Below are 26331 nucleotides of genomic sequence, written 5' to 3'. Positions count from 1 at the left end.
GATGCAACTGACCTTTCTCGGCACCGGCGGCGCGCAGCAGGTGCCGGTGTTCGGCTGCGACTGCCCGATCTGCCAACGGGCGCGGCGCGAGCCGGCATTTCGGCGGCGAGCGTGCAGCGCCATGCTCAACTATCAGGGGGAAACGACCTTATTGGATGCGGGATTGCTGGCTTTGGAGCGGCGATTTTCGGCGGGGCAAATTCAACGTTTTTTACTGACACATTACCACATGGATCACGTTCAGGGGTTATTTCCTTTGCGTTGGGGGTGCGGAAATTCCATTCCGGTGTATGGCCCGCCGGATGAACAGGGCTGCGACGATCTGTTCAAACACCCCGGCATTCTGGCGTTTCAGCCGCCGCTGGCGCCCTTCGCCACCGTCGAACTGGGCGGCATGCGCATCACCCCGCTGCCGCTGCAACACTCCAAACTGACCCACGGTTATCTGATCCAGGCGGCGGGCGCTGCGCTGGCCTACCTGACCGACACCGTCGGCCTGCCGCCGGCCACCGCCGACTATCTGCAGAACGTGGCGCTGGATCTGCTGGTGCTCGATTGCAGCCTGCCGCCTCAGCCGCAGGCGCCGCGCAACCACAACGATCTGACCCGTGCGCAGGAGACGCAGCGGTTGCTGCAGCCCAAACGCACGCTGTTGACGCACATCAGCCATCATCTCGATCGGTGGCTGCTGGACAATGAACTGCCCGCCGGGCTGGAGCTGGCGTTCGATCACCTCAGCGTCAGTCTCGGTAGCAGTGCAGCCGATCCGACTCCAGCACCCTGACCCCTTCGCCCGGCGTGAACGCCTGCTGCAGCAGCGTTTGCGCCACGTCTTTGGCGGCGACCGCGCGCCATTTGCCGGGCAGCAGCCTGAACAGCGGCAGCGTAAGGCGCTCCATCAGGCGCGGCGCCGGGCGATCCCCCACCAGCATGGAAGGCCGCACCAGCGTCAGGCGCGGCCAGCGCTGTTCGCGCAGCGCCTGCTCCATTTCGCCTTTGGTGCGGTTATACAGGAAGGTAGAATCCGCATTGGCGCCCAACGCGCTCACCACCAGACAGTGCTGCGCCCCCAACCGGCGGCCGGTCAGCGCGCTCTCCACCACCAGTTGATAATCGACGTAGCGGAAGGCATCGGCGCTGCCCGCCGCCCGGCGGGTGGTGCCCAGGCAGCAGAACACCAGATCGACCGGTTGCTGCAGGCTACTCAGCAGCTCGAACAGCGCATCGCCGACCGGATTGGTCAGCTTGCCGTGCGGCGGCAGCGGCGTGCGCGTCGGCGCCACGATGGCCGTTATCTGCGGATCGCTTTGCAACCGCTGCAGCAACTCGCGCCCCACCAGCCCGGTTGCGCCGACTAACAGTGCTCGCGCCATGCAATCTCCCGTTGTAATCAATACGTCGACTTAAAGTATAGACCGCGCCCAGTGCAGCTTCTTGCCGAAGCCGAGGGTGTTGTCGGTCATCTTCACCTCGTGCAGATCCAGCCGCCAAACCGAGGCTTTCATCGCCCTGGCGATCGGGAAACGCTTGCAGTAACGCGCGCGCGCCGCCTCGGCCTCTTCGCCGCTCAGCAGCACCGCCTCGGCGCGGTACTGCACGCCGCGGATCAGCGCGATGCTTTTCGGCTTCGGCGCGATGGTGCCGACCACCCGGCCGTTGTTCAGCATCAGCCCGCCGTGGCGGGTGTGCGGTTCGGTCATCAGCCACAGCGCCATCGTCGCGGCGTCGAACACGTAAAAACAGTTGGCGCACCACATGTCGAGGCCGTCGCCGGCGCACAGCGTCAAGACGTGTTGTTTACCGATAAAATCCGCAATCTGCTGCCGTTGTTCTGGGGTATTCAAGGTTACTCGCCTCCCTGTTCACTCACTTCATCTTACCCTGCGTTGTTGAGGCGAGTCACAAATAACGATAATCATCAAGAAACAAAATTGAATATAAAAACACAATAAATGCATTTTTATTAACCTAAGCCCAAAGCGGATTTATAACATAAAAAATACAAGACGGATTTATTTGATCGTTATGCAACCGGTTAATCGAGCGATTTTATTGTTCTCATCCTGACGACACGCAAATTTAACGCACACGTCCGGCACCGATTAGCAATTTATTTACATACCCAGTTGACTCCCTGAACACGATTTATGCAACTCACTGCATAACTTATGAATAGTTATTTATAAAAACCGGCATTTATGTGACTCTCATCACAATTTTTAGTGCATCTTGCGCTAAAATAGCGCCATCTTTTCACTCAGCAAGGTGGATTAGAAAATGGAAAACAATAACCGAAAAATGGCGCACATCAGGCGTACAACCCATATTATGATGATGGCTCATCGCAGCTGCTTTAGCTTCGCATTCTTCAACTACAGATAACCCTCCCCCTCGCTCTTACGCCGTTGTTAAGAGTGTCTTTGCGTTTCACTTTATTCTCCGCACTCCGGTGATAATGTCTTTTTCTCGCTAAGCGGGAAGGACACGCAACACATTTTTAATTTCGGCCAAGCGCATCCAGGATAAATAAAACAGCGAACACAGTTAATGCCTTTCGGCATCACTGGGTTCTCGCACACCTTTATTTTCGTGAAGGCGTTAACGGCAAATGGAATTATTTGCCGGCGGAATGCCTTTGCCTGAAGAATGAGAAAAATGAAAAAATTAAAAATTGCCGCCAACACCCAAACCCTCGGCTGCTTTGAAACTGAACGCGACATCGTCGATGTGCATCACAGCGATTTCAATGACGTCGCCGCCATCGTGCTGTCGGTGGAGGACGTCGCGCAAGGCATGGTGGCGCGCATCGAAGAACACGGCCTGAACATTCCGCTGTTCGTCGCCGTCTGCTGCGAAGAAGAGCTGGATAACGCCGTCTTGCCGGCGCTGCACGGTGTGTTTGAACTGTGCGGCAAGAATACCCAGTTCTACGGCAAACAGCTGGAGGCCGCCGCCGCCAAATATGAGAGCGAACTGCTGCCGCCGTTCTTCAACACGCTGACGCAATACGTAGAAATGGGCAACGCCACTTTCGCCTGCCCCGGCCACCAGGGCGGCGAGTTCTTCCGCAAACACCCGGCGGGCCGCCAGTTCTTCGACTTCTACGGCGAAACGCTTTTCCGCTCCGACATGTGCAACGCCGACGTCAAACTGGGCGATCTGTTGATCCACGAAGGCGCGCCTTGCGCCGCGCAGCAGCACGCCGCCAAGGTGTTCAACGCCGACAAGACCTACTTCGTGCTCAACGGCACCTCGGCCTCGAACAAGGTGGCGACCAACGCCCTGCTGACGCGCGGCGACCTGGTGCTGTTCGACCGCAACAACCATAAATCCAACCACCACGGCGCGTTGATCCAGGCCGGCGCTACGCCGGTTTACCTGGAAACCGCGCGCAACCCGTTCGGCTTTATCGGCGGCATCGACGCGCACTGCTTCGACGAACGCTACCTGCGCCAACAGATCCGCGAAGTGGCGCCGGAACGCGCCAACGAGGCTCGCCCGTTCCGCCTGGCGATCATCCAGCTCGGCACCTACGACGGCACCATCTACAACGCCCGCCAGGTGGTCGACAAAATTGGCCACCTGTGCGACTACATCCTGTTCGACTCCGCCTGGGTGGGCTATGAGCAGTTCATTCCGATGATGAAAGACTGCTCGCCGCTGCTGCTGGAGCTGAACGAAAACGATCCCGGCATCATCGTCACCCAGTCGGTGCACAAACAGCAGGCCGGTTTCTCGCAGACCTCGCAGATCCACAAAAAAGACAAGCATATCAAGGGGCAGAGCCGCTACTGCAACCACAAGCGCTTCAACAACGCCTTTATGCTGCACGCCTCCACTAGCCCGTTCTACCCGCTGTTCGCCGCGCTGGACGTCAACGCCAAGATGCACGAGGGCAAGAGCGGCCAGCGCCTGTGGCAAGAATGTGTGCGCGTGGGCATCGAAGCGCGCAAAATGCTGCTGGATACCTGCACGATGATCAAACCGTTCGTGCCGGATCAGATCGACGGCAAGCCTTGGCAGGCCTATGACACCGCGGCGATGGCCAACGATCTGCGCTTCTTCAACTTCGTGCCCGGCGAAAAATGGCACGCTTTTGAGGGCTATGCCGAATCGCAGTACTTCGTCGATCCGTGCAAACTGCTGCTCACCACGCCGGGCATCGATACCGCGACCGGCAGCTACAGCGAGTTCGGCATCCCGGCGACCATTCTGGCCAATTACCTGCGCGAAAACGGCATCGTGCCGGAAAAATGCGATCTCAACTCGATCCTGTTCCTGCTGACGCCGGCGGAAGACATCGCCAAGATGCAGCACCTGGTGGCCCTGATCGCCCGCTTCGAGAAGCACATCGAGCAAAACTCCCTGCTCAGCGAGGTGCTGCCTGCGGTCTATAAAAACCACCAGCAGCGCTACAAAAACTACACCATCCGCCAGCTGTGCCAGGAAATGCACGACCTTTACGTCAGCTATGACGTTAAAGAACTGCAAAAAGAGATGTTCCGCAAAAGTTATTTCCCGCGCGTTGTGATGAACCCGCAGGACGCCAATACCGAGTTCGTTCGCGGCAATGTGGAATTGGTCTCGCTGGCCAAGGCCGAGGGCCGCATCGCCGCCGAAGGCGCCCTGCCTTACCCACCAGGCGTGCTGTGCGTGGTGCCCGGCGAAATTTGGGGCGGCGCCGCGCAGCGTTATTTCCTGGCACTGGAAGAAGGCATCAACTTATTGCCGGGATTCGCGCCGGAATTGCAGGGCGTTTATATCCAACAGGATGAGGACGGCTGGAACCGCGCTTACGGCTACGTCATGAAAAATTAATCACCTTACGGGGCGGCGATTATTCTCGCCGCCCGGATCGCATCCTAAAAGAGAAAATGATCATGAGTAAGTCCAATAATAAAATGGGGGTCGTGCAATTAACGATCCTGACCGCCGTGAATATGATGGGTTCCGGCATAATTATGCTGCCAACCAAGCTGGCCGAAGTGGGCACGATTTCGATCGTTTCCTGGCTGGTGACCGCCGTCGGCTCGATGGCGCTGGCCTACGCCTTCGCCAAATGCGGCATGTTCAGCCGTAAATCCGGCGGCATGGGCGGCTACGCCGAATACGCCTTCGGTAAATCAGGCAACTTTATGGCGAACTACACCTATGGCGTTTCGCTGCTGATCGCCAATATCGCCATCGCCATTTCCGCCGTCGGCTATGGCACCGAGCTGTTTGGCGCTACGCTCAGCCCGCTCGGGATCTGCATCGCCACCATCGGCGTGCTGTGGCTTGCGACCGTCGCCAACTTCGGCGGTGCGCGCATTACCGGCAAAATCAGCGGCATCACCGTCTGGGGCGTGATCATTCCGGTGGTGGGCATCTCGGTCATCGGCTGGTACTGGTTCAGCGGCAGCGCCTACGTCGCCGCCTGGAACCCGCATCAGGTGCCGACCTTCGAAGCCATCGGCGCCTCGATCTCGATGACCTTGTGGGCATTCCTGGGGCTGGAATCCGCCTGCGCCAACACCGACGTGGTGGAAAACCCGGAGCGCAACGTGCCGATCGCCGTACTGGGCGGCACCCTCAGCGCGGCGGTGATCTATATCGTTTCGACCAACGTGATCGCCGGCATCGTGCCGAACATGGATCTGGCCAACTCCACCGCCCCGTTCGGACTGGCGTTCTCCCACATGTTCAACCCGACGGTCGGCAAGATCATCATGGCATTGATGGTGATGTCCTGCGTCGGCTCGCTGCTCGGTTGGCAGTTCACCATCGCCCAGGTGTTCAAATCCTCCGCCGACAGCGGCTTCTTCCCGAAAATCTTCTCCAAGCTGAGCAAGGCCGACGCGCCGGTTAAAGGCATGCTGACCATCGTCGTCATCCAGAGCGGTTTGTCGCTGATGACCATCAGCCCATCGTTGAACAAGCAGTTCAACGTGCTGGTGAACCTGGCGGTGGTGACCAACATCATCCCGTACATCCTGTCGATGGCGGCGTTGGTCATTATTCAGAAAGTGGCGAAGGTGCCGGACAACAAGGCGCGCATCGCCAATATCATCGCCGGCATCGGCGCGCTGTACAGCTTCTATGCGCTTTACAGCTCCGGTGAGGAAGCGATGATGTGGGGCGCCATCGCCACCTTCCTCGGCTGGACGCTGTACGGCATCGTCTCGCCGCGCTTTGAGCTGGCGGGAAAAAAGGGGTAAAGCGGTAGGGCACCGGCGGCCGGGGATGGGATTGTGATGGCGAACATGCCATCATACGCCGACCCTGGCCACCGAAACGGCGTACGATGACCGACACTACCCCCACTCCCTGGCACCTCTATATGCTGCGTTTACCGAGCGGCATGCTGTATACCGGCATCACCACCGACGTGGCGCGCCGCCTGGCGCAGCATCAGGCCGGCAAAGGCGCCAAGGCGCTGCGCGGTAAAGGGGAGCTGACGCTGGCGTTTCACTGCCAGGTGGGGGATCGCTCAACGGCGCTGAAGCTGGAATACCGCGTCAAACAGCTGAGCAAAATACAAAAAGAGCGGCTGGTGAATCACCCGCCGCTGTCGTTGGCGTATCTATTGCCGGTGGTTAAAAGCGATTAAACGGCGCCGAAAAAGCCACTTCGCCGCTGACGCCATTCAGAGCGTCTTGCGCCAGCGGATACACCTGGAATGCGCTTTCCGTGTCCGGCCAGCGACAATTCAGGCCATAGGCGGCGGCCGGTTTGAAGCCGAAGCGGCCGTAATAGGCCGGATCGCCCAGCACCACCACCGCGGCGTAGCTGAATTCGTTCAGCGAATCCAACCCCTCGTACACCAGCTTTTCAGCCAGCCCCTGGCGGCGCAGGCTTTCGTCTACCGCCAGCGGCGCCAGCGCCACCCATTGGCGATCTTCGCCGGCCACGTCTACCGGGCTGAACGCGGCGTAACCCACTACGCCACCTTCGTCGTCAGTGGCGACCACGCCCAGCGTCAGCAGGCCATCTTCGCGCAGCTGCTGCACCAGGTCTGCTTCGTCGTCGCGGCCAAAGGCGCGGCGCAGCAAGGCGTCGATGCCCGCCGCGTCTACCGGGATCTCTACGCGGATCAGCATGATACCGCCACACGGGAAGCCGACGCCGTGCCCTCCTGCAGCCCTGCTTCGACAAAATCAGCCAACTGCAGCAGCCCCATGCGCAGCGGCGCAGGCATGCTTTCCAGCTCGATGGCGTCCATCAAATTTTTCACATACAGGCCCAATTCGGTATCCCCTTCAATCTGCAGCCGACGCTGAAAGAACAGCGTATCCGGATCTTGCTTGCGCGCCGCGATCAGGATCAGATCGTTGGCGTCGCCGCTGAAGCTGACGTCCGCTTCGGCGTGCTGGCTGACCACCAGTTTGTCGTTTTCTACCGTCATAAACCAGTGTAGCGCCAGATCGCGAACTTCGATCTTTAACCAGCGCGATTCGAGAAATTCCAGATCCCCATCCGCCAACGCCTGACGGAACTGCCAGCTCAGCACCTGTTGCAGCAGCTGGCGCTGCAGGGCGAACGGCGTGAATTTCAGCGGGATGCGCAGCAGCGACGGCCCCTGGCGCACAAGGCGTGCTCGTAGTTGTTCCAACACGGTCATCCACTCCTTTCAATACGGACTACCGCTATTTTGCCACACTGGCGCGCGGCTTCAGCGGTCTATATCAACAAATAGTGCATTTCACCGCCATGTTTATCAATACGCCATAAGCTGCCCCAAATCAAAACCTGTGTGCGCCCCTTTGCCTAAAATGGCCTCCCCGATTCGCGTTTGCCAGCGGAACACCGCCGCCGGCAACCTTTAAAGACAGCGTGCGCCCGGCCGGGCGTACGGCTAAGCCAGGATAAATCTATGGAGCTGCTTTGCCCCGCCGGCAACCTGCCGGCCCTGAAGGCCGCGGTGGATAACGGCGCCGACGCCGTTTACATCGGTCTGAAAGACGATACCAACGCGCGCCACTTCGCCGGCCTCAACTTCACCGAGAAAAAGCTGCAGGAAGCGGTTGATTACGTGCATCGCCACGGCCGTAAACTGCATATCGCCATCAACACCTTCGCCCATCCCGACGGCTACGCCCGCTGGCAGCGCGCGGTGGATATGGCCGCCCAACTGGGCGCCGACGCGCTGATTCTGGCGGATCTGGCGATGCTGGAATACGCCGCCCAGCGCTACCCACAGCTGGAGCGCCACGTTTCGGTGCAGGCTTCCGCCACCAACGAGGAAGCGATCCGTTTCTACCAGCGCAACTTCGAGGTGGGCCGGGTGGTGCTGCCGCGCGTGCTGTCGATGCACCAGGTGAAACAGCTGGCGCGCACCAGCCCGGTGCCGCTGGAAGTGTTCGCCTTCGGCAGCCTGTGCATCATGGCCGAGGGGCGCTGCTACCTCTCCTCCTACCTGACCGGCGAGTCGCCGAACACCGTCGGCGCCTGTTCGCCGGCGCGTTTCGTGCGCTGGCAGCAAACCCCGCAGGGCATGGAGTCGCGCCTGAACGACGTGCTGATCGACCGTTACCAGGATCACGAAAACGCCGGTTACCCGACGCTGTGCAAGGGCCGCTATCTGGTGGACGACGTGCGCTACCACGCGCTGGAAGAGCCCACCAGCCTCAATACGCTGGAGCTGCTGCCGGAGCTGCTGGCCGCCAACATCGCCTCGGTGAAGATCGAAGGCCGCCAGCGCAGCCCGGCTTACGTCAGCCAGGTGGCGCGCGTCTGGCGCCAGGCGATCGACCGTTGTCAGGCCAATCCCGCCGCCTATCGCGCCGACGCCGCCTGGATGGAGACGCTGGGCGCGATGTCCGAAGGCACCCAGACCACGCTGGGCGCCTATCACCGCAAATGGCAGTAGCCGGAGGAAACATGAAATACGCACTGGGGCCGGTACTCTACTACTGGCCGAAAACCGACATCGCGGCGTTCTATCAACAGGCGGCGGAGAGCAGCGCCGACATCATTTACCTTGGCGAGAGCGTCTGCACCAAACGGCGCGAGATGAAGGTCAGCGATTGGCTGGCGCTGGCGCGCGAGATCGCCCGCAGCGGCAAACAGGTGGTTATCTCCACGCTGGCGCTGCTGCAGGCGCCGTCCGAGCTGAATGAGCTGAAACGCTATGTGGAGAACGGCGAGTTCCTGCTGGAAGCCAACGATCTGGGCGCGGTGAACATGGCGGCGGAACGCGGCTTGCCGTTCGTCGCCGGCCATGCGCTGAACTGCTACAACGCCTATACCCTGCGCCTGCTGCGCCGCCAGGGCATGGTGCGCTGGTGCATGCCGGTCGAGCTGTCGCGCGACTGGCTGGCCAACCTGCTGACGCAGTGCGACGAGCTGGGCTTCCGCCACGATTTCGAGGTGGAGGTGCTGAGCTACGGCCACCTGCCGTTGGCCTACTCGGCGCGCTGCTTCACCGCCCGCTCGGAGAACCGCGGCAAGGACGAGTGCGAAACCTGCTGCATCAAATATCCGCAGGGCCGCATGATGCGCTCCCAGGAACAACAGCAGGTGTTCGTGCTCAACGGCATCCAGACCATGAGCGGTTACTGCTACAACCTCGGCAACGAGCTGCCAAGCATGCAGGGGCTGGTGGACATCGTGCGGCTGTCGCCGCAGGGCGCCGAGACGCTGGCGAAAATCGACGCCTTCCGCGCCAACGAGCGCGGTGAGCAGCCGCTGGCCTTGACCGACCACGCCGACTGCAACGGCTACTGGCGCCGCGTGGCGGGGCTGGAGTTGGTGGGGTGAAGCCCCCTTGCATTCAACAAATGAGCACCCATTGTGGTGCTCATTAGATCTGCAGATCTGCCTGTACGACAGTGAACACATACTTATACCCCAAACCCAACTTCTCTTTTTTCTAAGCTGCCTGTACGGCAGTGAACGACGACTTAAACGACTATGACCAGCGCCGCATTTTCTAAGCTGCCTATACGGCAGTGCACGCCGCGCTGGATTTAGATCTGGCCATCTTTCATTTCTAAGCTGCCTGTACGGCAGTGAACAGCCCAAACACCCACGGATGCGCCACGACGGTTTTCTAAGCTGCCTGTACGGCAGTGAACAGTTAGTAAGTGATCCTAACCTACTGAGAGCAAAAGGTAATAGCCTTTACTCACCCCCCCTTTTTCCGACAGAGAATGCATTTTATTGAAATTAAAAGCATTAATGTTAGTCGCCAAATAAAGGGGCAATGAGGGGATCAACTCGCCCGCCGCTTCCTGAACATCCCGCGCAGCGCCACGCTGTTGCGCAAGAAGCCGACGCCGAAGCCCAGCAGGGTATAGACCACGCCGAGCACCAGCATCATGGCGACGTCGCCCCACACCTCATTCAGCGACAGCCCCATCTGGTTGACGCCGGCGATCGCCTTGGTGCCCCAAGTGGAGGGGATGCTGTACGAGATGGCGCGCACCCAGGCCGGCATCGACTGCAGCGGCCAGATAGTGCCGGACAGGTAGAAGATCGGCGTGGTGATGAACGCCAGCGTCAGGTAGATCATCTCGACGCTGCGCAGACATTCTGTCACCAGCTTGCCCAGCCCCAATACCGCCAGCAGGAACGGGAAGGTCAGCAGCAGCAGCTCGGCGATGTTCGCCGTCTGCCTATAGCCCAATACCCACGGCCACAGCACGAACAACACAATCGACAGGAACAGCCAGATTGGCAGCAGCGCCGTCAGCCCGCCGAGGTGCGCCGCCAGCGGCGCCTTGCCGCCGGGCATGCTCTTCATGGCGATATTGACGCGGATACAGGCGATCAGCAGCGAGTGCTGCAACAGCATCACCAGCAGGCCGGGGAAGATGATCGCCGCAAAGCTGATGCCAGGGTTGAACACGTCCAGCGTTTGCCCCAGTATCGGCGTCAGCAGTATCTGCGCCTGCCGTTCGCTGAAGCCGCTGCGCAGCAGCAGCCCGTTGTTGTATTGCGTCAGCAGTTGCTGATAGGCCGCCACCACGTCCTGCTGGATCTGGCCGTTGGCCAGGCGGTTGGTGGCGTCGCCGTACATCGGCACCACGATGTTCTGCCCGCTGAGAATTTTCTTCTCCAGATCCACCGGCATGATGATCACCGCAAACAGCTTGCGCCAGCTGAGATCGCGCTGTGCCTGTTCCAGGCTGTCGTAGGTTTCAATCGCGATCTTGGAGGTAGCGTCCAGTTGGCGGATCAGCTGCCGACTGGCGGTGCTGTGATCCTGATCGATCACCCCCACCGGCAGATCCCACACCGTGCGGTTGGCGTACACCAGGCTCATGATGCACAGCGACAGGATCAGCATCAGCCACACCGGCCGCTCCAGCATGCCGAGCAGCACTTTAACGAAGGTTTGCCAATAAAGCTTCATCCGGCGCTCCCCTCTTTTGTCAGCCGCGCCGGCAGGCGATTGCGCACCAGCAGCGCGGCCACCAGCGGATAGACCGCCAGCAGCGCGCACACGCTGAAGATGGCGCTGGCGTGCACCTGCCGCAGGAACACGTCAAACATCGCGTACAGCGCGTGGGTCAGCGGTTCGATGTTGGAAATGATGCGCGCCGGCAGCGGCATCGACAGCTCAGGCACCGCCATGCCGGAGAAGGTCATCGCGATACTGACCAAAATACCGATCAGGCTGTACGCGGTGATGGTACTGCCGGTAAAGGTGTACAGCAGCAGGCCGATACTCTGCGCCGCCATCACATAGAACAGGCCGATCATCAGCATAAACAGCGGATTGCCGCTGACGCGGGCGTCAAAGATGCCCACCAGCGCCGCGATCTCCACCATCAGCAGGGTGGTGAAACACAGCGTGTACGGCGCCAGCTTGCCGAGCAGCGCCAGGCTGAACGGCTTGGCCTGCAGCAGCGACTTGCTGCGCGCCAGCACGTAGATCATGCAGGTCACCGCGAACAGCTGCAGCAGGTGGATGGTGGCGGCGAACTGCTGGTAATAGATATAGCTGCCGCTGGCGTTGAACAGGCTGCCGTAGGAGAGCGTCACGTCCGCCAGCGGCGGCAACGTTTTGCCCATCTCGGTGGCGATGATGCTGCGGGTGCTGGCGTTGATTTCGTTCATCAGGCCGCCAAAGTCCTGGGTGGAGTACAACCCGGCGCCGTAAAACAGCGCGTTGTAGTACATCACCACGCTCGGCTGTTTGCCCGACAGCGCATTGGCCTCAAAGTCCGGTGGGATATACAGCAACGCGTAATCCTGCGCGCTGCGCAGGCGGCTCAGCGACTCCGGCAGCCCGCCGCCGTATGCCTCGACGTGGGCGTGCGACCCGGCGTCCAGCCGCCGCGTCAGCGATTTGGACAGCGGGCTGTGATCGCTGTCCACCACCGAGACCGGCAGATCGAGCAGCGTGCCTTCGGAGAAGTTGCTGCTGATCAGCGCAAACAGGATCAGCGGAAAGATCCAGCTCAGCCAGTGCACCACCGGGCTGCGAAAGGCGACGCGACACTCTTTGTCGAACGCGTGACTGAAGCAGCGCCAGCCGGCCCTTACTCTTTCCATTGCCATAAGGTGCTCATCCCCGGACGCAGGCCGTCCACCGGCTGTGACGGATACAGGCGCACTTCGAAGGTTTTCAGGTCGAAGTCGCCGGTGGCGCGGGTGGCGCGTTTGGTGGCGTAATCCCCCAGCGGCGCGATGTAGCGCACCTCGGTGTCGATCATTTTGTCCTTCAGCGCCGGCACCCGCAGCTTGACCTTGTCGCCTTTGCGCACGTGGGCCAGGATGTCTTCACGCAGGTTAAACACGAAGTAAGCGTCCGGCACCCGGATCAACGTCACCAGCGGGCTGCCGGCGTTCAGCAATTCGCCCACTTCGGCCGGGATCGGCCCCACTTCGCCGTCCACCGGCGCTTTCACCTGCAGATCGTCGCTCTGCGCCTGGATCTGCAGCAGGTTCTCTTCCGCCGCCCGCAGCGCCGCCGCATATTGCTGCCGCTGCTCGACGCGGTCGCCGTTGATGCCTTCATCCAGGTTGGCCTTGGCGGCCTGCACCTGCTGGAAGGCGGTGTCGCGCGACCGGCGCGAAGCGTCCAGCTCGGACTTCGAGATATAGCCCTTGCCGGCCACGCTCAGGTTACGGTTGTAGTCGTTTTGCGCATTGCGGTACTGCGCCTCGGCCTGCGCCAGGTTGGCGCGCAGGTTGCGGATGCTCTCTTCTCGGGTGCCGTGCAGCGACAGCTCGAGCTGCGCTTTGGCCTCGTCGCGCATCGCCTGCGCGGAACGCAGCTGCGCCATCAATTCGGGGCTGTCGAGTTGGATGATCAGCTGGCCGCTTTTCACGTCATCGCCGCGTTCGATCAGGCGTTCAACAACCCGGCCTTTCGCCTTGGATGCGACGATCACTTCGGGGGCATCCACTTCACCCTGCAGCAACAGATCCTGATTGTGCGCGCGGAACAGGATCGCCAATGCGATCGCCACCATCATCAGCAACAGGGTAAACAGCGTCTTTTTTTTCATTATATCGGCTCCCGGAACGGTAAGCGGCGGGCGGGGATCATCATTTCCATGTCTCAAATTGCTCCAAAAAACACCATTGCACTCATGAGGATATCACAAGCACATATCTCCTCTTTTATAACTATAAATTGGATTATGCTTTTAACACTAAAAAGCATCTTTTTTCGGCCTTTTAGTATGCAGACTCCTGCAATCGCCCTTTAAGCGATCCACTCTCTGATGGACGATGTCATGACTGAACACACTGCCGTACCGCTTTCGGTACTGGATTTATCGCCAATCCCGCAAGGGGCCAAGGCGCGCGACGCTTTCCACTGTTCGCTGGATCTGGCGCAACACGCCGAACGCTGGGGCTACCAGCGCTACTGGCTGGCCGAGCACCACAATATGACCGGCATCGGCAGCGCCGCCACCTCGGTGCTGCTGGGCTATCTGGCCGCCGGCACCCAGAGCATTCGCCTCGGCTCCGGCGGCGTAATGCTGCCGAACCATGCGCCGCTGGTGATCGCTGAACAGTTCGGCACCCTGGAATCGCTCTACCCCGGCCGCATCGATCTGGGGCTGGGCCGCGCGCCCGGCACCGATCAACGCACCATGATGGCGCTGCGCCGCCACCTGTCCGGCGATGTGGATACCTTCCCGCGCGACGTGCAGGAACTGCAAAACTACTTCTGCGACGCGCAGCCCGGCCAGCCGGTGCAGGCAGTGCCGGGCCAGGGGCTGCATGTGCCGCTCTGGCTGCTCGGCTCCAGCCTCTACAGCGCACAGCTGGCGGCGCAGCTCGGCCTGCCGTTCGCCTTCGCTTCGCACTTCGCCCCGGATATGCTGTTCCAGGCGCTGCAGCTGTACCGCGAGAACTTCAAACCCTCCAAACAGCTGGCGCAGCCGCACGCCATGGTGTGCGTCAACGTGATCGCCGCCGACAGCGACCGCGACGCGCGCTTCCTGTTCAGCTCGATGCAGCAGCAGTTCATCAATCTGCGCCGCGGTTCGCCCGGCCCGCTGCCGCCGCCGGTGGATAACATCCACGCGCTGTGGACCGCCGGTGAGCAATACGGCGTCGAACAGGCGCTGCGGATGTCGATCGTCGGCGATGAAAAAACGGTGCGTCACGGGCTGCAAACGCTGCTGCGTGAAACCGATGCCGACGAGATCATGGTCAACGGCCAGATCTTCGATCATCAGGCGCGGCTGCGTTCGTTCGAGATCGTCGCCGGCGTGAAAGGCGACATCGTGAAGGGCTAAAAAGCGAAAAGGCGGTGGGAACCCCACCGCCTCGGCGTTAACGCTGGATCAGATAGCGGATAGTCGGCCCGTCCTGCTGGATATCCAGCACCTTGTAGCCGTGGTTGCGCGCATCGAGCGGGATGTTGTTGATCGACTGCGGACAATCACTGATCACCTCCAGGATCTCCCCCGGCTTCAGCTGCGGCATCGCCTCCAGCGTCGCCACCGCCGGGTACGGGCAAGGCTCGCCCAGCATGTCCAGCCGGTAGTCCGGCACTATCGTCGTCTCTTTCATGGCATGCTCCTCAAATTCACCACCTGCGCCTCAGGCCGGGCGCGGAAAAAGCGTTTCTCCCACCACAGCATGGCGGCGAAGGCCAGCGCCAGCAGCAGGTAAGTCACCAGCAGGCCGCCGATCGGGCCGAAGGTATCGAGCAGGTTGATCTTGTCGTAGTCGGTCGCCAGCGCCGGCGCCAGGTCGTCCCAGTAATAGGCCAGCAGCGTAGCGCCGATGATGTTGCCCAGCCCCACCCACCAGTAGTGCACCTGCCCTTCCACGGCGCGGTACATCCAACCGGTCTCGCAGCCGCCGGCCAGCACGATGCCGAAGCCGAACAGCAAACCGCCCAGCACTGCATTCGGGCCGGCCCACATGATCTTCGGCGCCACGCCGAGCTGCACATAGCTGAAGATGCCGATGGCGCTCACCGCCATGCCGATGATGATGGCTTTCGCCATGTGGGTGCGGCCGGTGATCCACAGATCGCGGAACGCCGAAGTGAAGCAGATCTGCGCGCGCTCGATCAGCAGGCCAAAGCCGATGCCGAACAACATGGCGATGCCAAGCTTCGGCGCATCGAACAGCGTCCACAGCGACCAGGCCACCGCCAGACCGAAGATCGCCATGCCCAACCGGAAGCGGCGGCGCGCCTGCTCAGGCTTCTGCGTCAGCGGCGCGGCGGCCTTCACCTTTTGCAATTTGACCGGAATGCGGAACATCGGCAGCAGCGTGAATTTGGCGCCGAAGTAGGAGCCGGCGGCGGTCGCCAGCGCGAAGAACCAGGCGTGCAACGAGAACTGCGGAATGCCGGTGAAGAACGCCGCCAGGTTGCAGCCCATCGCCAGGCGTGCGCCGAAGCCGGCGATAATGCCGCCCAGCAGCGCCTGCACGATGCGAATGCGGTGCTGCGGCTGACGCAGTTTGATGTTGTTGGCCCACAGCGCGGCGGCGATGCAGCCGGCGAACATGCCGATGATCATGCGCCCGTCGATGCGCTCCAGCGGCGTGCCCTGCAGGCCGATGACCTTGAAATAGCCCCATTGCTCGGGGTGCAGGCCGAACCACTGCAGCACATGGCCGCCCCAGCGGGTGAATTCGCCGGTCACCGCCCAGAAGGTGCCGGTCATGCCGAAGTAGTAGGTAGAGAGGATCCCGGCGGCGATCACCGCCGACAGCGGCGCCCAAAAGCGCACCAGGTATTGAGATTTAAACTGCTGCCAACTCATGGCATCTCCCGTGCATATCATCCGTAAGAAAAAACCTTATGAATGATACGCCATTCAGGGGCGTTTGACGGCAACTTTCAGGCATAAAAAAACCAGCCCGCAGGCTGGTTTTTCAGAGCGCTTCACCGCGAACGGTGAATCGGCGATTACGCGTCGCCGAAACGACGACGTGGTGCTGCCGGTGCGCCGTCATCACGGCGTGGCGCCGGCTTGCCGTCGCGGTTGTAGTTACCGCCACGACGCTCGCCGCCGTTACCGCCTTCACGACGTTCGCCGAAGGAGCGACGTGGGCCGCCTTCGCGACGTTCGCCGTTGAACGGACGACCGTTGCCGCGACGCTCGCCACCGTTGCCACCGTCACGACGCTCGCGACGTTCGAACGGCTGTGCATCGCCCAGCAGCTGCATGTTCATCGGCTTGTTCAGGATGCGAGTGCGAGTGAAGTGATTCAGGATCTCGCCCGGCATGCCTTTTGGCAGCTCGATGGTGGAGTGGGAAGCGAACAGCTTGATGTTGCCGATGTAACGGCTGCTGATGTCGCCTTCGTTAGCGATAGCGCCAACGATGTGACGCACTTCTACGCCATCGTCACGGCCCACTTCGATGCGGTACAGCTGCATTTCGCCAACGTCACGACGTTCGCGACGCGGACGATCGCCGTCACGGCTGTCGCGGCTGTCACGACGGTCGCCGCGGCGATCGTCACGGTCGTTGAACTCACGACGCTGACGCGGCTTGAAGACCGGATCCGGCGGCAGGATCAGCGGACGTTCGCCCTGAGCCATTTTCAGCAGCGCGGCGGCCAGGGTTTCCATATCCAGCTCTTCTTCCGGCTGCAGTTTGGTCAGCAGCGCGCGGTACAGATCCAGATCGCTGCTTTCCAGCTGCTGCTGAACTTTCGCCGCGAACTTGGCCAGACGACGCTCACCCAGCAGTTCTGCGTTCGGCAGTTCCACTTCAGGGATGGTCAGCTTCATGGTGCGTTCGATGTTGCGCAGCAGGCGGCGTTCGCGGTTTTCCACGAACAGCAGCGCGCGGCCGGCGCGGCCCGCACGACCGGTACGGCCGATACGGTGAACGTAAGACTCGGAGTCCATCGGGATGTCATAGTTGACAACCAGGCTGATGCGCTCAACGTCCAGGCCACGGGCCGCAACGTCGGTCGCGATCAGGATATCCAGACGACCGTCTTTCAGGCGCTCCAGGGTCTGCTCACGCAGCGCCTGATTCATGTCGCCGTTCAGCGCGGCGCTGCTGTAACCGCTGCGCTCCAGCGCTTCGGCCACTTCCAGGGTCGCGTTCTTGGTACGGACGAAGATGATCGCCGCGTCAAAGTCTTCGGCTTCCAGGAAACGCACCAGCGCTTCGTTTTTACGCATGCCGTAGACCGACCAGTAGCTCTGGCTGATGTCCGGACGGGTAGTCACGCTGGACTGGATGCGCACTTCCTGCGGCTCTTTCATGAAGCGGCGGGTGATGCGACGGATCGCTTCCGGCATGGTGGCGGAGAACAGCGCGGTCTGATGTTCAGCCGGGATCTCAGCCATGATGGTTTCTACATCTTCGATAAAGCCCATGCGCAGCATTTCGTCGGCTTCATCCAGCACCAGGCCGCTCAGGTTAGAGAGGTTCAGGGTGCCGCGCTTCAGGTGGTCCAGCAGGCGGCCTGGGGTACCCACAACGATTTGCGGGCCCTGGCGCAGAGCGCGCAGCTGCACGTCGTAACGCTGGCCGCCGTACAGGGCTACCACGTTGACGCCGTTCATGTGTTTGGAGAAATCGGTCATCGCTTCGGCAACCTGAACCGCCAGTTCGCGGGTCGGCGCCAGCACCAGGATCTGAGGTGCTTTCAGGTCTGCCTGCAGGTTGTGCAGCAGCGGCAGCGAGAACGCTGCAGTTTTACCACTACCGGTCTGCGCCATGCCCAGCACGTCGCGGCCGTTCAACAGGTGAGGAATACACTCAGCCTGGATCGGAGATGGTTTTTCATAGCCCAGATCGTTCAGGGCGGAAATGATTGGAGCAGACAGCCCCAGATCGGCAAAAGAGGTTTCAAACTCAGTCGTCATGTACACGTGCCTCATTAATAATGGCAGCCAGTCTACATAACTCGTCGAGAAAATTTTCAGTCATTTTCATTGAAAAGTGTGAACCGGCTCAAATTAGATTATAAAACGAACAAAAAAGCCCTCGCCCGTGAAGGCGATAACTTTGGTTAAAAACCAATGTCCATCAGGCTGATAGGTGTTCGTCAGCTATTGCTGGTCCGATTCCGATAGGTCGTCTTGCTCTTGGCCCAAAAGCGCCAATTCCAACAATGCATAGCGGTGCTCAACGAAGTTGTGAACGTTGTTAGACACCGTCAGTTTGAACAGCGCCGAAGCGGTGTCCTTGTCCCCCAGACTCAGGTAGTGTTTACCCAAATAGAAGTCAGTTTCACTGAGATGCTCAGCGAGCGAAGTGTTATCCGTTGCATCTGCCTTGAGGCGTTCCATCAGCGTTTTTTCGCTGATCTTGCCCAGGTAGAATTCGACAATATTCCATCCCCATTGCCCTCTGTCCGCTTTGTCATAGCGCTGCTGAAGCGCTACCTCGGCCTTCTTGGGATCGATTTCTCTCTCCACCAGATACAGCCATAACGAACGGAAGGGATCGTTTGGGTCGTCTTGATAAAACGCCTGCAGATCATCCTGCGCCAACGGGAAGCGGCCGCCATAATACAGTGCGATGCCCCGGTTTAAACGCGCGTAATTGTAAGTTGGATCAAGCTCTAGTACAGAATCAAACGCTTCATAGGCAGCATCAAAATTGCCTGCCTGCGTTAAGTAAATGCCCAGGTAGTTGAAAACTTCCGGCATGTCGGGACGTATCGCCAGCGCCTGCGAGAAATCATTGCGCGCTAATGCACGTAACCCGAGGCTATCATACAGCACACCGCGCTCATATAAAAGCTGTGCGCGTTCGTCATCCGTCAGTGCCCGGCTGGCAAGAATTTGTTCCATGCGCGCCAGGATCACTTCCTGCTGCAACGTAGGCTGCAACGGGATTGCCAAAACTTCGTCTTTACGCCAATCATGGTTGCTGCATCCTGCCAGCATGAGTGCTGTCGCAACGTAACACCAGCGCAAGAAAGGCTTCATTTCCCACTCCCGAAGACAAACATTGGATGAACGTCCTGTCCTCCGTTTGCTAAAACGCGGGCATCCTACCCGCGCGATACGAACAGCCCCCAACCCCGTGGCGGGGAGCTGTAAAACTATCTATACAGTTATTCTGCTTCAGGCGCAGGTGAACCTGCTTCCGGCGCCATCGCTTCTTTGATGCTCAGACGCACGCGGCCCTGACGGTCAACTTCCAGTACCTTAACCGGCACTTCCTGACCCATCTGCAGATAGTCGGTCACTTTCTCAACGCGCTTGTCGGCGATCTGAGAAATGTGCACCAGACCTTCTTTACCACCGCCGATAGCGACGAATGCGCCGAAATCAACGATACGGGTCACTTTACCCTGGTAGATACGGCCCACTTCGATCTCTGCCGTGATCTCTTCGATGCGACGGATAGCGAATTTCGCTTTCTCACCGTCGGTCGCAGCGATTTTAACTGTACCATCATCTTCGATTTCGATGGTAGTGCCAGTCTCTTCGGTCAGCGCGCGGATAACGGAACCGCCCTTACCGATCACGTCTTTGATTTTATCCGGGTTGATGCGGATAGTATGAATACGCGGTGCGAATTCGGAGATATCGCCGCGCGGAGTGCTGATAGCCTGTTCCATTACGCCCAGGATGTGCAGACGCGCGCCCTTGGCCTGGTTCAGAGCCACCTGCATGATTTCGCGGGTGATGCCTTCGATTTTGATGTCCATCTGCAGCGCGGTGATACCGTCGCGGCTACCGGCCACTTTGAAGTCCATGTCGCCCAGGTGATCTTCGTCACCCAGAATGTCGGACAGAACCACATAGTTGTCGGCTTCTTTCACCAGGCCCATCGCGATGCCCGCAACGGCAGCCTTAATTGGCACACCGGCGTCCATCAGCGCCAGAGACGCGCCGCACACGGAAGCCATGGAAGAAGAACCGTTGGATTCGGTGATTTCAGACACCACGCGAACCGTGTACGGGAAATCTTCCGGTTTAGGCATCATAGCCAATACGCCGCGTTTCGCCAGGCGACCGTGACCGATTTCACGACGCTTAGGAGAACCGACCATGCCGGTTTCGCCTACGGAGTACGGAGGGAAGTTGTAGTGGAACAGGAAGCTGTCGGTCTTCTCGCCCATCAGCTCGTCCAGGTTCTGGGCGTCGCGCGCGGTGCCCAGGGTCGCGGTAACCAGCGCCTGAGTTTCGCCACGGGTGAACAGCGCGGAACCGTGGGTGCGCGGCAGTACGCCGGTGCGCACGTCCAGGCCACGGATCATGTCTTTTTCACGGCCGTCGATACGCGGCTCGCCACGCAGTACGCGGCTGCGCACCACGTTTTTCTCCAGGTTGCCCAGGATGTCCTGGATCTCACCGGCGTCCAGCGTTTCGTCCTGCGCCAGCAGGGTTTCAACCACGCTGTCTTTGATCGCGTCAACCTGAGCGTAACGCTCTTGTTTTTCGGTGATGTGGTACGCGTCGCCCAGGCGAGCTTCGGCCAGTTCAGCCACGCGCGCGTGCAGCGCTTCGTTGACCGCAGGCGCCTGCCAATCCCACTTCGGTTTGCCGGCTTCGGCAACCAGCGCGTTGATATTTTCGATAACCACTTGCTGCTGGTCGTGGCCGAACACCACGGCGCCCAGCATCTGATCTTCGCTCAGCACGTCCGCTTCGGATTCAACCATCAGCACCGCACCGGCAGTACCGGCAACCACCAGATCCAGACGGCTTTCTTTCAGCTCGTCGGTCGTCGGGTTCAGCACGTACTGGTCGTTGATGTAACCCACGCGCGCTGCGCCGATCGGACCGTTGAACGGAATACCGGACAGGCTCAGGGCCGCGGAAGCACCGATCATCGCAACGATGTCCGGGTTCACCTGCGGGTTAACGGAAACCACGGTCGCGATCACCTGAACTTCGTTCAGGAAGCTGTCCGGGAACAGTGGGCGGATCGGGCGGTCGATCAGACGGGAAGTCAGGGTCTCGCCTTCGCTCGGACGGCCTTCGCGACGGAAGAAGCTGCCCGGGATACGGCCGGCGGCGTAGGTACGCTCTTGGTAGTTAACGGTCAGCGGGAAGAAGCTCTGGCCCGGTTTGGCTTTTTTCTGGCCAACGACGGTAACGAAGACGGCGGTGTCATCCATGCTCACCATAACGGCGGCGGTGGCCTGACGCGCCATCATACCGGTTTCGATGGTGACGGTATGCTGGCCATACTGGAATTTGCGAATGATCGGTGTCAGCAAAATTATATCCTTGATTAGCGGCGCGCAATCGCATTGACGACTCGACACGCCTGTGACTCGATTTGCCTTCTCACTACATCCTCGCGACTAATGACAATCCTTATCTCAGGCGGGAGATAAAGCCTCTCATTAGCCGCGCGAACCTCTGTAACGGAAGAACCTGTTTGGAAACATCAGTAATACATTAACCTGATTTGCTTATGCTTCCTAGAAGAAAGGGGCCAAAATAGGCCCCTTTCCACTGAAACTTGCTAGATTAGCGACGCAGACCCAGACGCTCGATCAGGCTGGTGTAACGTGCTACATCTTTACGCTTCAGGTAGTCCAGCAGCTTACGACGCTGAGAAACCATACGCAGCAGACCACGACGGCTGTGGTGATCTTTTTTGTGCTCGGAGAAGTGGCCTTGCAGATGGTTGATCTGCGCAGTCAGCAGGGCAACCTGAACTTCGGTAGAACCGCTGTCGTTAGTACCACGACCGAAATCAGCTACGATTTGAGCTTTAGCTTCAACACTTAGAGACATTGTAATACTCCAGATTATAGATAATAAAAACAGGCGCCGATCTCTAATTCAGCAACCCAATGCATAAGCTGCGCCATTCTACTCTTAGCGCAGTGCGATCGCAAGGCGACGCAGTGCCCCGCCGTCAGTCGAAATGTTCGACCACCAGGCGGCGCGGCGCCACGCGACCATCCTCGGCGATGTCGCCAACGCCGATGAATTTCCGCTCTTCACCCTCGGTGATACGCACCATGCCGGAGGCCGGCGCACCGGCCACCTGCACTGGCTGCCCTTGCTTGACGTAGCCCGCCACCACCGGCAGCAAATTCACTTCCGGATAGTTCTCAACCGGGCTGTCCATCGGCATCAGCAGCGGATCGAGCAGCTCGCCGGGCGCGATCGCTTGTTCCTGCGCCTGCGCCAGCAAAGCATTCAGCTGTTCCAGCGTCACCATGCGCGCGATCGGATAAGTCGCCACCTGCAGGCGGCGCAGATAAATCACGTGCGCGCCGCAGCCCAGCAGCTCGCCGAGATCGTCGGTGATGGTGCGGATGTAGGTGCCTTTTGAGCAGTGGATCTCCAGCTCCAGCTCATCCCCTTCCCAGCGGATAAACTGCAGCTCGTACACCGTGATGCTGCGCGCTTCGCGCGGCACTTCAATCCCCTGGCGCGCATACTCGTAGAGTTTCTTGCCCTGGTATTTCAGCGCCGAATACATCGACGGCACCTGCTGGATGTCACCGCGGAAGGTGTCCAGCGCCGCGTCGAGCTGCGCCTGGGTAAAGTTCACCGGGCGCTCCTGCACGATCTGACCGTCGGCGTCCGAGGTATCGGTACGCTGCCCCAGCTTGGCGATCACCCGATAACGTTTATCGGAATCGAGCAGATATTGCGAAAACTTGGTCGCTTCACCCAGGCAGATAGGCAGCATGCCGGTCGCCAACGGATCGAGCGCGCCGGTATGGCCCGCCCGGTTGGCGTTGTACAGGCGTTTTACTTTTTGCAGCGCATCGTTGGACGACAACCCTTGCGGCTTGTCCAGCAACAGCACGCCGTGGATGTCACGGCCGCGGCGACGAGGGCGACTCATCAGTCCTCCTTGTCATCGCCTGAGGCGGAACGGCGCTCGGCGTCGTTCTTCACCACGTTGGTCACCAGGTTGGACATGCGCATGCCTTCCACCAGGGAGTTGTCGTAAGCGAAGGTCAGCTCCGGCACCACGCGCAGGCGCATCGCTTTGCCCAGCAGGGTGCGGATGTAACCGGAAGCGTCCTGCAACGCTTTGATGCCGTTGGTGACCAGATCCGGATCGTGGTTCTCGGTCAGCACGTTCAGGAAGGTGACGTAAACCTTGGCGTACGCCAGGTCACGGGACACTTCCACGCCGGAAACGGTCGCCATGCCGACGCGCGGATCTTTCACTTCACGCTGCAGAATGATCGCAATCTCTTTCTGCATCTCTTGCGCCACGCGTTGACCGCGGCTGAATTCTTTTGCCATTTTGGATTCTCCAGACAAATCGGGGGGCACAAAGGCCCCCCGTAAACAGATATAAGCAGATGTGCAATCGTTAAGCGATGGTGCGTTGGATCTCAATGATTTCGAACACTTCGATCATGTCGCCGACGCGCACGTCGTTATAGTTCTTAACGCCGATACCACATTCCATGCCGTTACGGACTTCGTTAACGTCATCTTTGAAGCGACGCAGGGATTCCAGCTCGCCTTCATAGATAACCACGTTGTCGCGCAGTACGCGGATTGGGTTGTGACGCTTGATGGTCCCTTCGGTAACCATACAGCCGGCGATAGCGCCGAACTTAGGCGATTTGAACACGTCGCGCACTTCGGCCAGGCCGATGATCTGCTGCTTGTATTCCGGCGCCAGCATGCCGCTCATCGCCTGCTTCACTTCGTCGATCAGGTTATAGATCACGGAGTAGTAACGCAGATCCAGGCTTTCCGCTTCGATCACGCGGCGCGCAGAAGCGTCGGCACGCACGTTGAAGCCCAGGATGATGGCGTTGGAAGCCGCAGCCAGCGTCGCGTCGGTTTCGGTGATACCACCTACGCCGGAGCCGACAATCTTCACCTTCACTTCGTCGGTGGAGAGTTTCAGCAGCGAGTCGCTGATCGCTTCGCAAGAACCCTGAACGTCGGATTTCAGTACGATGTTCAGCTCGGACACTTCGCCGTCGGTCATGTTGGCGAACATGTTTTCCAGCTTGGACTTCTGCTGACGCGCCAGTTTGACTTCGCGGAACTTGCCCTGACGGTACAGCGCCACTTCACGCGCTTTCTTCTCGTCACGCACCACGGTCGCTTCGTCACCCGCTGCAGGCACGCTGGACAGACCCAGGATTTCCACAGGGATGGACGGACCGGCGGAGGTCACTTCACGGCCCAGCTCGTCGCGCATCGCACGCACACGGCCGTATTCGAAGCCGCACAGGACGATATCGCCCTTGTTCAGCGTACCTTCCTGAACCAGCACGGTAGCCACCGGGCCACGGCCTTTATCCAGGAAGGACTCGATCACTACGCCGCTCGCCATGCCGCTGCGTACCGCTTTCAGCTCCAGAACTTCGGCCTGCAGCAGGATGGCCTGCAGCAGCTCGTCGATACCGGTACCGGCTTTCGCGGACACGTGGACGAACTGCGCTTCGCCGCCCCACTCTTCCGGCATCACGCCGTACTGGGACAGTTCCTGCTTAACGCGGTCCGGATCGGCTTCCGGTTTGTCGATTTTGTTCACCGCAACCACCAATGGCACCTGCGCCGCTTTCGCGTGCTGGATAGCTTCGATGGTTTGTGGCATCACGCCGTCGTCGGCCGCCACCACCAGAACCACGATGTCAGTCGCCTGAGCACCGCGAGCACGCATCGAGGTAAACGCGGCGTGGCCCGGGGTGTCCAGGAAGGTGATCATGCCGTTCTCGGTTTCTACGTGGTAGGCACCGATGTGCTGGGTAATGCCGCCGGCTTCGCCCGCCGCCACTTTGGTGGAGCGGATGTAGTCCAGCAGAGAGGTTTTACCGTGGTCAACGTGGCCCATGATGGTCACGACCGGCGCGCGCGGCTCGGCTGCAGCGCCCGTATCACGGTCGCTCATCAGCGCTTCTTCCAGCTCGTTTTCACGACGCAGGATAACTTTGTGGCCCATCTCTTCGGCAACCAGCTGCGCGGTTTCCTGGTCGATAACCTGGTTGATGGTGGCCATGGCGCCCAGCTTCATCATCACTTTGATGACCTGAGAACCTTTTACCGCCATCTTGTTGGCCAGCTCGGCCACGGTGATGGTTTCGCCGATCACCACGTCGCGGTTAACCACCTGCGCCGGCTTGTTGAAGCCCTGCTGCAGAGCGCTAGGCTTGCGTTTGCCTTTACCGCCACGGGTAACGGCGCGCGCTTCTTCGCGATCCGCTTTGGATTCGGACAGCTTGTTGCCTTTCTTCTGCTTGGTGGCTTTGCCGCCGCGGGTGCGGCTGCGACGATCGCCTTCAACTTTGGCGTCGTTTTCATCTTCCGCGGCACGGGCGTGCTGAGAGGTGGTCACGTGATAGTCGGCGCTTTCAACCGCGGCGCTTGCCGCGTCTGCCTGGGCCCACTTCTCGCCGTTCTCTTCGGCCATGCGACGGGCTTCTTCCGCCACGCGCTTGGCTTCCTCTTCAACCTTGCGGCGCACTTCCTCTTCCGCTTTGCGTTTCAGTTCAGCGGCTTCGGCTTCACGGCGTGCTTTTTCCGCCTGAGCTGGCTTGGTCATTTCGTCGGTATGTTGATTGGTCACTTTTTCTTTTTCCGCTGAATTACGCTTAGCAATCTCCGCGGCCTCACGTTTGGCTTGCTCTTCGGCTGCGCGCTTCGCTTCCGCTTCGCGTTTTGCGAGCTCTTCCGCTTCGCGCCGTGCCTGCTCTTCCGCTTCACGCTGTGCCTGCTCTGCCGCTTCAGCCAACTGGGCTTCCTGCGTATCGCGATTTACATAAGTGCGTTTCTTGCGGACCTCAATTTGCACCGATTTACTTTTACCGCCGGTGCTCGGGATATTCAAGGTGCTGCGCGTTTTGCGCTGCAAAGTGAGTTTACCCGGCGCGCTGCCGTGTTCACGGTTCAGGTGCGCCAGCAATGTTTCTTTTTCTTGCTGGGTAACAGAGTCCGACTCGGACTTGTTGATCCCTGCATCAGCAAACTGCTGTACCAGGCGATCAACCGGAGTCTGAATCTCTGCTGCCAGCGATTTTACGGTTACATCTGTCGTCATGCTGTTCCTT

At 59.8% G+C, this 26331-nt stretch carries 25 protein-coding genes; 8 read left to right on the top strand and 17 right to left on the bottom strand.

From position 1 onward, the window contains the following. The first annotated feature begins 1 nt into the window (after position 1). Positions 2–784: a phosphonate metabolism protein PhnP gene (gene phnP / locus WFM45_RS18900; RefSeq protein ID WP_336956823.1), complete on the top strand. Its 783-nt coding sequence runs from the start codon at positions 2–4 to the stop codon at positions 782–784. Here phnP and WFM45_RS18895 read toward each other — a convergent pair. Further along, complete coding sequence (locus WFM45_RS18895; RefSeq protein WP_074055392.1) at positions 741–1373, bottom strand: NAD(P)H-binding protein; 633 nt, start codon at positions 1371–1373, stop codon at positions 741–743. The two genes, phnP and WFM45_RS18895, sit on opposite strands and share 44 nt — an antisense overlap. Positions 1374–1403: 30 nt before the next feature. After that, positions 1404–1844: a YhbP family protein gene (locus WFM45_RS18890; RefSeq protein ID WP_015376428.1), complete on the bottom strand. Its 441-nt coding sequence runs from the start codon at positions 1842–1844 to the stop codon at positions 1404–1406. A 433-nt stretch (positions 1845–2277) separates the two neighbouring features. Between WFM45_RS18890 and speFL the strand changes: the two genes are divergently transcribed. The 4 genes from speFL (at position 2278) to WFM45_RS18870 (ending at position 6589) form a co-directional block, all read left to right on the top strand. Next, the gene (speFL, locus tag WFM45_RS18885; RefSeq protein WP_004933443.1) at positions 2278–2382 is read left to right on the top strand and encodes a leader peptide SpeFL; all 105 of its coding nucleotides are present in this window, start codon (positions 2278–2280) and stop codon (positions 2380–2382) included. A gap of 273 nt (positions 2383–2655) precedes the next feature. Beyond that, complete coding sequence (gene speF / locus WFM45_RS18880; protein ID WP_016929309.1) at positions 2656–4818, top strand: ornithine decarboxylase SpeF; 2163 nt, start codon at positions 2656–2658, stop codon at positions 4816–4818. 62 nt (positions 4819–4880) lie between these two features. After that, complete coding sequence (gene potE, locus WFM45_RS18875) at positions 4881–6197, top strand: putrescine-ornithine antiporter (protein WP_028127578.1); 1317 nt, start codon at positions 4881–4883, stop codon at positions 6195–6197. 86 nt (positions 6198–6283) lie between these two features. Then, entirely contained in the window at positions 6284–6589 is a 306-nt protein-coding gene (locus tag WFM45_RS18870) for a GIY-YIG nuclease family protein (protein WP_025305084.1), read from the top strand. On the opposite strand, the gene WFM45_RS18865 is transcribed toward WFM45_RS18870, so the two are convergent. Together WFM45_RS18865 and ubiT are read right to left on the bottom strand one after the other, a co-directional pair. Continuing rightward, positions 6576–7079 carry a GNAT family N-acetyltransferase gene (locus WFM45_RS18865; protein ID WP_021504238.1) on the bottom strand — a complete coding sequence of 168 codons (504 nt, stop codon included), beginning with the start codon at positions 7077–7079 and terminating at the stop codon, positions 6576–6578. The genes WFM45_RS18870 and WFM45_RS18865 overlap by 14 nt on opposite strands. Further along, positions 7073–7594 (bottom strand): ubiquinone anaerobic biosynthesis accessory factor UbiT, encoded by a 522-nt coding sequence (gene ubiT, locus WFM45_RS18860; RefSeq protein ID WP_033633544.1) that lies wholly within the window; start codon positions 7592–7594, stop codon positions 7073–7075. Before ubiT ends, WFM45_RS18865 begins: the two co-directional genes overlap by 7 nt. Before the next feature lie 258 nt (positions 7595–7852). Between ubiT and ubiU the strand changes: the two genes are divergently transcribed. Further along, positions 7853–8848 carry a ubiquinone anaerobic biosynthesis protein UbiU gene (gene ubiU, locus WFM45_RS18855; RefSeq protein WP_033631633.1) on the top strand — a complete coding sequence of 332 codons (996 nt, stop codon included), beginning with the start codon at positions 7853–7855 and terminating at the stop codon, positions 8846–8848. Positions 8849–8859: 11 nt separating this feature from the next. Beyond that, entirely contained in the window at positions 8860–9738 is an 879-nt protein-coding gene (locus WFM45_RS18850) for a U32 family peptidase (RefSeq protein WP_336956813.1), read from the top strand. 454 nt (positions 9739–10192) lie between these two features. Here WFM45_RS18850 and WFM45_RS18845 read toward each other — a convergent pair whose 3' ends face one another. From WFM45_RS18845 to WFM45_RS18835, 3 genes are read right to left on the bottom strand one after another with little or no spacing between them, the layout of a single operon-like run. Further along, entirely contained in the window at positions 10193–11335 is a 1143-nt protein-coding gene (locus tag WFM45_RS18845; protein WP_033631631.1) for an ABC transporter permease, read from the bottom strand. After that, positions 11332–12486, bottom strand: a complete 1155-nt coding sequence (locus tag WFM45_RS18840) for an ABC transporter permease (RefSeq protein WP_336956811.1) — start codon at positions 12484–12486, stop codon at positions 11332–11334. Before WFM45_RS18840 ends, WFM45_RS18845 begins: the two co-directional genes overlap by 4 nt. After that, the gene (locus tag WFM45_RS18835; RefSeq protein ID WP_336956809.1) at positions 12468–13439 is read right to left on the bottom strand and encodes an HlyD family secretion protein; all 972 of its coding nucleotides are present in this window, start codon (positions 13437–13439) and stop codon (positions 12468–12470) included. Before WFM45_RS18835 ends, WFM45_RS18840 begins: the two co-directional genes overlap by 19 nt. A 231-nt stretch (positions 13440–13670) precedes the next feature. On the opposite strand from WFM45_RS18835, the gene WFM45_RS18830 reads away from it, so the two are divergent. Further along, positions 13671–14684, top strand: coding sequence for a luciferase-like monooxygenase (locus tag WFM45_RS18830; RefSeq protein ID WP_033633542.1), 1014 nt, complete (start codon positions 13671–13673; stop codon positions 14682–14684). Positions 14685–14721: 37 nt separating this feature from the next. Here WFM45_RS18830 and yedF read toward each other — a convergent pair whose 3' ends face one another. The 10 genes from yedF to infB form a co-directional block, all read right to left on the bottom strand. Beyond that, complete coding sequence (gene yedF, locus WFM45_RS18825) at positions 14722–14961, bottom strand: sulfurtransferase-like selenium metabolism protein YedF (RefSeq protein WP_004933486.1); 240 nt, start codon at positions 14959–14961, stop codon at positions 14722–14724. After that, positions 14958–16172, bottom strand: coding sequence for a selenium metabolism membrane protein YedE/FdhT (gene yedE / locus WFM45_RS18820; protein ID WP_336956806.1), 1215 nt, complete (start codon positions 16170–16172; stop codon positions 14958–14960). Before yedE ends, yedF begins: the two co-directional genes overlap by 4 nt. 146 nt (positions 16173–16318) lie before the next feature. Continuing rightward, positions 16319–18241, bottom strand: a complete 1923-nt coding sequence (locus WFM45_RS18815; RefSeq protein WP_033641661.1) for a DEAD/DEAH family ATP-dependent RNA helicase — start codon at positions 18239–18241, stop codon at positions 16319–16321. Continuing rightward, positions 18231–18305 (bottom strand): protein YrbN, encoded by a 75-nt coding sequence (gene yrbN / locus WFM45_RS24670; RefSeq protein ID WP_223182019.1) that lies wholly within the window; start codon positions 18303–18305, stop codon positions 18231–18233. Before yrbN ends, WFM45_RS18815 begins: the two co-directional genes overlap by 11 nt. 122 nt (positions 18306–18427) lie before the next feature. Continuing rightward, a complete protein-coding gene (gene nlpI, locus WFM45_RS18810) occupies positions 18428–19312 on the bottom strand; it encodes a lipoprotein NlpI (protein ID WP_004933495.1) in 885 nt (294 codons plus the stop codon). A 128-nt stretch (positions 19313–19440) separates the two neighbouring features. Continuing rightward, positions 19441–21558: a polyribonucleotide nucleotidyltransferase gene (gene pnp, locus WFM45_RS18805; protein ID WP_004933498.1), complete on the bottom strand. Its 2118-nt coding sequence runs from the start codon at positions 21556–21558 to the stop codon at positions 19441–19443. Between the two features lie 256 nt (positions 21559–21814). After that, positions 21815–22084 (bottom strand): 30S ribosomal protein S15, encoded by a 270-nt coding sequence (rpsO, locus tag WFM45_RS18800; protein ID WP_004933502.1) that lies wholly within the window; start codon positions 22082–22084, stop codon positions 21815–21817. 124 nt (positions 22085–22208) lie between these two features. Continuing rightward, positions 22209–23153 carry a tRNA pseudouridine(55) synthase TruB gene (gene truB, locus WFM45_RS18795; protein WP_004933505.1) on the bottom strand — a complete coding sequence of 315 codons (945 nt, stop codon included), beginning with the start codon at positions 23151–23153 and terminating at the stop codon, positions 22209–22211. Next, on the bottom strand, positions 23153–23563 hold the full coding sequence (gene rbfA, locus WFM45_RS18790) for a 30S ribosome-binding factor RbfA (protein ID WP_004933508.1): 411 nt from the start codon (positions 23561–23563) through the stop codon (positions 23153–23155). Before rbfA ends, truB begins: the two co-directional genes overlap by 1 nt. 70 nt (positions 23564–23633) lie before the next feature. Then, positions 23634–26321: a translation initiation factor IF-2 gene (infB, locus tag WFM45_RS18785; RefSeq protein ID WP_004933511.1), complete on the bottom strand. Its 2688-nt coding sequence runs from the start codon at positions 26319–26321 to the stop codon at positions 23634–23636. Positions 26322–26331: the final 10 nt, after the last annotated feature.

It is taken from the genome of Serratia sp. KG1D (genome assembly GCF_037150675.1).
GTDB classification, from domain to species: Bacteria; Pseudomonadota; Gammaproteobacteria; order Enterobacterales; family Enterobacteriaceae; genus Serratia; species Serratia nematodiphila.
Note: the sequence above shows the minus strand (reverse complement) of the source record. Positions and strands in the feature narration are given on the sequence as shown.